The following is an 8,770-nucleotide window of genomic DNA, read 5'->3' on the forward strand; positions in this document are numbered from 1 at the left end:
GAGGCAAAGATAATGTAATTTCGACATAGGTGAAATAATTATGAATAACTACTTAATCTTAAATTGTAAAGCATGAAAAAGCATTTCTTCTCTTTGCGGGAAAGAGGTCTGTTCCTACTTCTTTTGGGACTTTTTCTTTCCTTTAGCAGTTATGCTCAAGACATTACCGTAAAAGGTGTAGTGAAAGACTCTAAATTCGGCGATCCGATTATTGGAGCTAGTATCCTTGTGAAAGGAACAACGAATGGTACGATTTCCGATATAGACGGAAATTTCACGTTGGCAGCCCCGAAAGATGGGACTCTGACCATCTCTTATATCGGTTATAAATCACAAGAGATCCCGGTAAATGGACAGCAGAACCTGAATATCATTCTGGACGAGGATGTAGAGGCGTTGGACGAGGTGGTAGTAGTAGGTTACGCTACCGGTAGCAAGCGTACGATCTCCGGTGCGGTAGAGCGTATCAAGAAAGAGGATATGAACCAAGGTGTGGTGAATACGCCGTTGGAATCCTTGAAAGGTAAGGTTGCCGGTGTAGTAATCTCCAAGACGGGTGGCGACCCTGCCTCTAAGCCTTCTATCCGTGTACGTGGTACGACCTCTTTGTCCGGTGGTAATGATCCCTTGGTGATTATCGATGGCGTATTCGGTGATTTGAGCATGTTGGACGCGATCGCTCCCGCCGACATCGAGACGTTCACGATCTTGAAGGACGCTTCTGAGACCGCTCAGTATGGTTCACGTGGTGCCGCCGGTGTAATCGTAGTGACTACGGTGAAAGGTAAGAACGGTATGAAAACGTTGAGTTATAACAGCAACTTCGGTATCAGTAACGTTTATAAGAACTTGAAGATGTTATCTGCCGATGAGTTCCGTTCTACGGCGAAGGCATTGGGCATGACTCCGCTGGATATGGGAGGTAATACGAATTTCTTCGACGAGATCGAGCAATTGGGTTATACGCAGAATCATAACATTTCTTTCGGTGCGGGTAACGACGATTCGAATTATCGTGCTTCTGTTGGCGTGATCGATCAACAGGGTATTATCAAGAATAGCGGTATGAAAAATTATACGGCTAAACTGGACGCTTCCCAGAATATGTTCAACAATAAGTTGAAAATTGAGTTCGGTATGTTCGGTTCCTTGAAACAAGTGGATTATACGAACGATTATGAGAAAACTTTCTATTCGGCCGCCACTTACAACCCAACTTTCCCTACGCATAAGAATGAGGATGGCAAATGGGATGAGGACCCTTATGCGAACGAAATCCAGAACCCATTGGGACGTCTTGAGATACAGGATCGTGAGAAGAACGCTTACGTGAACGTACACGGTAAATTGACTTGGACGATATTGGACGGGTTGAAACTGAGCGCATTCGGCTCTTATACGTATAACGTGAAGGAGAACATGAAGTATATCCCGAAAGATTTGAAGGCGATTACGCAGACTTCCGACGCTCATGGTTACCGTGCGGATAATAAGCAGAATATCTTGATGGGTAATATCCAGTTATCCTATAATAAGGATCTGAACGAGAAACATCATATCGACGCTTTGGGCTTGATTGAGGGACAGAAATATCACTATACGGGATTTAGTGCCGGTGCCCGTGGCTTTGAGACGGATTATTTCGGTTATAACAACCTGAAAGCGGGTGGTACAGTGAAATACGGAGACGTGACTTCTTTCCAAAACGAGAATCGTCTGGCCTCATTCATGGGTCGTTTCAATTATATGTATGACAACCGTTTTATCGTCACCGTGAACTTACGTGCGGACGGTTCCTCTAAATTGGGTATGAATAATAAATGGGGCTTCTTTCCTTCCGCTTCCGCCGCTTGGGTGTTGAATGAGGAGGCTTTCTTGAAAGATGTGGATTGGCTGAGCCAGTTGAAACTACGTGCGGGTTATGGTCTGACCGGTAACCAAGATGCTATCGAGGCTTATAACTCGTTGGCTTTGATGAGCCCGAACGGTGTGACTTCCGTCAATGGAAATTCTACCGCTACCTATGGCTTTACACGTAACTCGAACCCGGACTTGCGTTGGGAGGTGAAAAAGACATTCGATGTGGGTGTGGACGCTGGTATCCTCGATGGCCGCTTTACGTTGACCGCCGATTGGTATACTTCCAAGACTACGGATCTGTTGTATAAATACGCGGTTCCGGTTCCTCCGTTCGTATATCCGGAATTATTGGCGAACTTGGGAGAGATGACCAACTCCGGCGTGGAATTGGCTGTAAGCGGTGGTATCGTGAAGACCAAAGACTTCGATTTCAACATGGGCGTGAATTTCTCTTACCAGAAGAATAAATTGAACTCCTTGAGCGGTTCTTATATGGGACAAGAGTTGCAGGCGAAACAATATATGGATCTGTCCAGTATGAGTGGTGCCGGTTTCGTAGGAAACAACCGTGTGGTTTATCAGATGGTAGGCCAGCCTGTCGGAGTGTTCTACATTCCTCGTTGCTTGGGCTTGACCCCGGCGTTGGATGAGAATGGAAACGCTATCGAAGGCCGCTATATCTACAACTTGGATCAGACGATCGATGGAAAAGAGGGTTTGGATACCAATGATGGTGGCGACCGTTATATCGCTGGACAAGCCATGCCAAAATATTATCTGGGAATGAACTTCAGCTTCCGCTACAAACGCTTTGACTTGATGACGCAGATGAACGGCGCTTTCGGTCATAAAATCTTCAATGGTACATCGCTAGCTTATATGAACTTGAGCCAGTTCCCTACATACAACGCGTTGGCTAAGGCTCCGGAAAGCAAGATCTACGACCAGTCGATCTCCGATTATTGGTTGGAGAAGGGTAATTATTTGAATATTGATTATATTACGTTGGGGTATAATATCGATTGCAAGAAGATCGAGAAATACGTGAAGAATATCCGTGTGACATTCTCGGTGAACAACGTGGCTACGATCACGGGTTACTCCGGCTTGTCTCCGATGATTAACAGTACGACGGTCGATAAAGATAATAATGACCTAGGTATGGATAACAAACGTTTCTATCCGTTATCCCGTACGTATTCATTAGGTTTGAGTGTTAACTTCTAAATCCATTATAAAGAGTCATGAAAAAGAAATTTATATATAGCTTTATGATAGCCGCTGCCGCCGCGGCATTTTCTTCCTGTTCTAATTTTTTGGAAGAGCGTCCTACAGATGCGTTTGATGAGGAGACGGCGTTTCAAAGCCCTACGTTGGTCTATGTAAACACGGTTGCGAGCCTGTACAATAATATGTTTAAGATCATCGGTAACGATCGTCATGTATATGACCTGAATACGTTCTCCAGCGATGAGGCTATGCTTCCTTGCCGTATCGGCGACTGGGAAGATGGCGGTTTATGGCAGAATATTTTCTTACACCGTTGGGGCACGATGAATGATTTGACCAAGAACTCTTGGGATTTCTTGTATGAGCAGATCGGAAAATGCAACCAGAGTGTTGATAAGTTGCAGGCCTTTGCCGAGGAACAACCAGACGTGGAATATTTCAAGTTTTATCTGGAAGAGGTTCGGGCGGTCCGTGCGTTTTTCTATTATGAGTTGTTGGACTTGTTCGCTCGTGTTCCGTTGGTAACTTCCTCTACGACACTGATGTCTGAGGTAAAGCAATCTGAGCGTAGCGTTGTATTTAACTTTGTCCGTTCGGAGTTGGAAGAGGCGTTGCCTTATCTTTCGGATAGCCACAGTAACCAAAAAGGTGAATATTACGGGCGTATTACCAAGCCGGTCGCTTATATGATCTTGGCTAAGTTGGCGTTGAACGCGGAGGTTTATGCGGACGACAATTGGACGGACGGCAATCGTCCGGATGGAAAGAACATCAAGTTTACCGTTGACGGTAAAGAGATGAACGCTTGGGAAGCTACGATTGCCTATGTGGATAAGTTGGAGGCTTTGGGCTATAAGTTGCAGGGAAACTTCTCGGAGAATTTCGCCGTAGCGAACGAGACCTCGGTTGAGAATATTTTCACGGTTCCTATGGACCCGGTCGCTTATCCGGACGTTAAGGACTACAATTTGGTACGTACCCGCCATTATGATCATGCAACCGCTTACGGACAATCCGGATGGAATGGTTCTTGCGCTACGGTGAAGGCGATGAACGTGTTTAAGTTCGGTACGGCGGATGAGGATCCTCGTTGTAAGCTTACTTATTTTACGGGCGAGGTGACCGGCCCGGACGGAAAGACGATCTATACGGAATGGGACGGACAGAAAATTCCTTTGAAATATGAGCCGAACGCCCCGAAGGTATATATGGATGCCTCCGATGGTTTGTTGGTGAAGACCGCCGGTGCCCGCATGGCTAAATATGAGTTCGACCAGAATGCTCAGGATGGTGGAAACTTGCATGGAAATGATTGCGTGATCTTCCGTTTCGCCGACGCGTTGCTGATGAAGGCGGAAGCCAAGATTCGTCTGGGACAGAATGGAGACGATGAGGTGAACCAAGTTCGTAATCGTGTAGGCGCCAAACCGCTACAAAACGTAACGCTGGATACGCTATTAGACGAGCGTATGCTTGAATTAGCGTGGGAAGGCGTACGCCGGCAGGATTTGATCCGTTTCGGTAAGTTTACCGAGGCTACGGTAGACCGTTATGTAGGCGTGAAACATTCCGCCAGCTCACTGGATTATCAAGAGGATAAGACGGGATATACAACGGTATTCTCCATCTATGCCGATATCCTTAGCCTGAATCCTAACTTGACACAGAATCCGGGATATTAATACGATTCATTTTAATCTTTAAGGCTTTATCAGGGGGCTGTCCGTTATTGGGCAGCCCTTTCTTCTTTTTGCTTGATTTTCCCTAGTATCTTCGGGAATTTCCATATAAATAACAACGTACAGCAAATAGCGGCCGTGGCATCCGATACGGCTTCTGCCGCATATACGCCGGTTACCCCCATAAAATGAGGTAATAGTAATGCCAAAGGAATCAAGAGGATTACTTTACGAAGCAAGGCGATAAAGATAGATATCTTAGCTTGTCCCAACGCTACGAACATATTCTGGCAAGCTCGTTGTAAGCCAAAAATCGTCATACCCGCCAAGAAGATGGGCATGACCCAACGGACGGTATCGATCAACTCCTCGTCGCTTGTAAAAGCGGAGGCTACGGTTGAGGGGAATAAGATCATGAATAGCATGAGTATCAAGTTGAAAGAGAACATAACGATTAGCACGATACGAAAACAATCTTTCACCCGCTGTTTGTCTCCATGTCCGTAATTATAGCTTATGATCGGTACGAATCCTTGGGCGAAACCGGTCAGCGGTACGCTAGCGAATTGCATGGCACTCTGTAAGATAGCCAATGCGCTCACATAGATATCGCCAAAATTTTTCAAACTACTATTCAAGACGAAACCGACCAGACTCTCCGTGCTGGCCATGATGAACGGAGAAATTCCCAAAGCGAACATCGAGAGTACGATTCTTCGGTCCAGTCTCATATACCGCCTTTCCAAAGGCAAGGAGGCACGTCTTGAGAAAAGGAAGCTCAATACCCATATGGCACTGCAAGCTTGCGATAGGATCGTGGCGAGCGCGGCGCCTTTTACCCCCATATCCAACCAGAAAATGAAGATAGGGTCTAATACGATATTCAATAAAGCCCCAATCAAAACCGAGCACATAGCGATAGACGGACGCCCTTGTGCGTTGATAAAGGCATTCAAGCCCGTGGATATCTCGACAAACAGAGTGCCCAGTAAATAAATAGAGAGATAATCCACCGCATATCCTAACGTATATTTTGATGCTCCTGTAAAAAGCAGGATCGGTTCCATGAAGGTATAGGTGATGAGGGAAGTGAATATAGTAAATAGGATAAGCAATATAAATCCATTTCCCACTATTTTTCCGGCCCGTTCCCGGTCGCCCTGCCCGAGAGCGATAGCCGCTAACGGCGAACCTCCCGCTCCCACGATAGCGGAGAAAGAGGAGATCAAGATCACGATGGAGGTGGTCACCCCTATACCGGCCAAAGCGTTTGTCCCGATCTCGGGAATATGCCCGATATAGATACGATCTACGATATTATAAAGTAAGTTGACAAATTGGGCCGCTACCGCCGGAAGCGCCATTTTGAAAACCAGCGGTAGCATACGTTCCGTACCTAGCCTAGCCTCGTATTTGTTCTTCATATTCAATCGGGATTTCAATTAAAATGGCTGCAAAGTTACAAGAACTTGTTGGATTATATAATCGAGTTCCATAAATTACCAGTTAATAAAAAACACTTAATATCTACCACATCTACAATTCCTTCTTATATGCCTTATAAATAAACATCTTATATAGTGGTTGTAGATAGAAAATATCTACAATTATCATTCTTTATCTACCATGTTTTGATAGAAAACGCAAGAAACCAAATTATCGTTTAGGTTCGTGTGTCGTAGTGCCTATATATGTAAAAGTAGTTTCTATTAGGGAAAACAAAAGTTTCGTGCTGAAGAAACTTTAGTTTCTATATAGGGAAACAAAAGTTTTCTGCTTGATAAACTTTTGTTTTTTACCATAAAAAACTGCAAATGCTTATATGCTAATATTTTAAATACATAATACAACTAGTAGATACGTAGTGTGCCGCGTCTCCCTGCTGGCTGATCGTATCTCAAAATCACTATTGAAAAACAAATATTTTAGTGGTATTTATAAAATAAATTTTATAACTTGCGTTTAAGTTGTAAACTGTAATCTAAATGAAGAGAACACTAGGACTGACTTTGCTACTTTTCGCTACCCTTTTTTCTTGTATGCGCCAAGAAAAACCATTACCAGCGGAATTATCTCGTGCGGAATCTGTTATGTGGGAGCATCCGGATAGCGCTCTATCTATATTACGTTCTATGCCTCAATCATCACTTTCAAGCGGAAAGAACTATGCTACTTGGGCACTATTGTTGGCACAAGCCCGGGATAAGGTATATGGTAAACGCCTTCCGGATTCGTTGAATATCCCTTCCTCGGATAAGTTGGTTCAAGATGCGATGGATTATTTCGAGAAGGAGGGAGATTTGAAAAGAATGGCGCAAACGTATTATTATAAGGGACAGTTATTGAAGGATCAGAAAGAAATAACGGAAGCGATGCCTTTCTTTCTAAAATCTAAAGAAATGATGACAAAGTTGGATGAGCCGCTTTTTACTTATCTGATTTGCCAATCATTGGGAAATATGTATCGTTATCAAGATCTTTATGAAGAATCGTTGGTACAATTAAAGGATGCTTATCAATACGCATTACGATCAGGAAATGGAGAACGGATATCTTATGCTCTATCAGAACTAGGAAGAACTTATGTGCATAAAAATGAGATGGATAGTGCCTTGTTCTATTTTGGTAAATCATTAGATAATGCTCAAAGGTTAGGTAATATAGAGCTCGAAGCTATGGCTATGGGAGAGCTAGGCGTTGTTTATAATAAATTAAGTCAAGGAGAAAAAGCTTTACATTACACTAGAAAAGAGCTTGACTTATGTTTACAAATATCTTCCTTACATAAGCTTCCTCAAGTATATTACAAGATAGGTAGTGCTTTTTGGAGTTTGGGGCAACTAGACTCTGCAAAGGTTTACTTTCAGAAATCATTAGAAACAGACAATTTGTATACGCTAAATGAAGCCTATGAGGTGTTATATTATATATGTGTAGAACAAAAACTTTACAAGGAGGCCATAGAATATAATAACCAATATCTTATTTACTCAGATTCGCTACAGGTAATAAATCATGCTGGAGAATTGGCTGAAATTCAGGCTCGGTATGATCATGAGAGATTGTTGAACATAAATAACCAGCTAAAACTAGAAAAAACGAATCAAGAGATAATCGGCTTGTTTGTCACTGCGGTTCTGTTGATTCTTATAATCGTCTATCAATATCGTGTATTGCGGAAGGAAAAATCTTTAGCGCATGCTAGAGAGCAAATACGAATTTACAAGGAATCGATAAAAGAGAATGAGAATCGTATAAAGGAAAATGAGCAATTGATCGCCACGTTAAATAATAAACAGCAGGAAATCGATGAGATTGTTTCAGAGAATAAAAGTTTATTGGATCAAAATGCGGAGTCCCATAAAGAGATAGAGAAATATGAAGAGCTACTGAAATCCTCATATAAGAAACTAGATGAGCAATTACCTTATTTCGATAAATTGAAAGACCTAAAAGAGCATCCTAAATATCTGAAGGATGCAGATTGGTCATTAATCATAAACTGGACAAACTTGCAATACCATCAGTTCTATACACGGTTAGAGAAAGATTTCCCTGATTTCTCCGAATTAGATAAGCGATATTGCTGCTTAATCAAGATGGGGTTCAGTTCTTCCCAAATAGCTGTTTTTGCGAACTCTCTCCCCGAGTCTGTATCCAAACAGAAACAGCGTATCAAACAGCGTATCAAAAAAAGCAAACAAATACCTTCCGACGTAAGTTTCTTACTAGATCAATATCTCAAAGAGTACTAAAAACAGGGGATGTCCATATGTGTGTTTTTAATTTATTGATTATCAGTGCTATCTGGTCTTGATTTGTCCATGTGTGTTCCTTGACTATGTATGAAAATGAGTCTACATTTGTGCTAGACTTTTATACAAAAGATATGCGTTTATACTCCATTATTATTCCTGTTTATAACAGGCCGGATGAGCTTGATGATCTGTTATCAAGCCTTTGCAAGCAAACCTATGTCCATTTTGAGGTTATCGTGGTGG

The 8,770-nt window shown here is 42.8% G+C and carries 5 protein-coding genes; 4 read left to right on the plus strand and 1 reads right to left on the minus strand.

Translation table 11 applies throughout. From position 1 onward, the window contains the following. The first annotated feature begins 72 nt into the window (after window positions 1–72). Together E5342_RS18115 and E5342_RS18120 are read left to right on the plus strand one after the other, a co-directional pair. Complete coding sequence (locus E5342_RS18115) at window positions 73–3,087, plus strand: SusC/RagA family TonB-linked outer membrane protein (RefSeq protein ID WP_135959998.1); 3,015 nt, start codon at window positions 73–75, stop codon at window positions 3,085–3,087. A 17-nt stretch (window positions 3,088–3,104) separates the two neighbouring features. Beyond that, window positions 3,105–4,772, plus strand: coding sequence for a RagB/SusD family nutrient uptake outer membrane protein (locus E5342_RS18120; protein ID WP_135959999.1), 1,668 nt, complete (start codon window positions 3,105–3,107; stop codon window positions 4,770–4,772). Window positions 4,773–4,816: 44 nt separating this feature from the next. Here the strand turns inward: E5342_RS18120 and E5342_RS18125 are convergent, their stop codons facing one another. Next, window positions 4,817–6,193 (minus strand): MATE family efflux transporter, encoded by a 1,377-nt coding sequence (locus E5342_RS18125; RefSeq protein ID WP_005863698.1) that lies wholly within the window; start codon window positions 6,191–6,193, stop codon window positions 4,817–4,819. Window positions 6,194–6,754: 561 nt separating this feature from the next. Here E5342_RS18125 and E5342_RS18130 point away from each other — a divergent pair. Further along, window positions 6,755–8,524 (plus strand): tetratricopeptide repeat protein, encoded by a 1,770-nt coding sequence (locus tag E5342_RS18130; RefSeq protein WP_135960000.1) that lies wholly within the window; start codon window positions 6,755–6,757, stop codon window positions 8,522–8,524. A 134-nt stretch (window positions 8,525–8,658) separates the two neighbouring features. Continuing rightward, window positions 8,659–8,770 (plus strand): glycosyltransferase family 2 protein (locus E5342_RS18135; RefSeq protein WP_135960001.1); only part of this gene is annotated, 112 nt, incomplete at its 3' end.

It is taken from the genome of Parabacteroides distasonis (genome assembly GCF_004793765.1).
In the GTDB taxonomy this organism is placed as follows: Bacteria; Bacteroidota; Bacteroidia; order Bacteroidales; family Tannerellaceae; genus Parabacteroides; species Parabacteroides distasonis_A.

Bases quoted from the DNA above. Each gene is read 5' to 3' on its own strand.
- E5342_RS18115 (WP_135959998.1), top strand. From the start codon at position 73: ATGAAAAAGCATTTCTTCTCTTTGCGGGAAAGAGGTCTGTTCCTACTT.
- E5342_RS18120 (WP_135959999.1), top strand. From the start codon at position 3,105: ATGAAAAAGAAATTTATATATAGCTTTATGATAGCCGCTGCCGCCGCG.
- E5342_RS18125 (WP_005863698.1), bottom strand. From the start codon at position 6,193: ATGAAGAACAAATACGAGGCTAGGCTAGGTACGGAACGTATGCTACCG.
- E5342_RS18130 (WP_135960000.1), top strand. From the start codon at position 6,755: ATGAAGAGAACACTAGGACTGACTTTGCTACTTTTCGCTACCCTTTTT.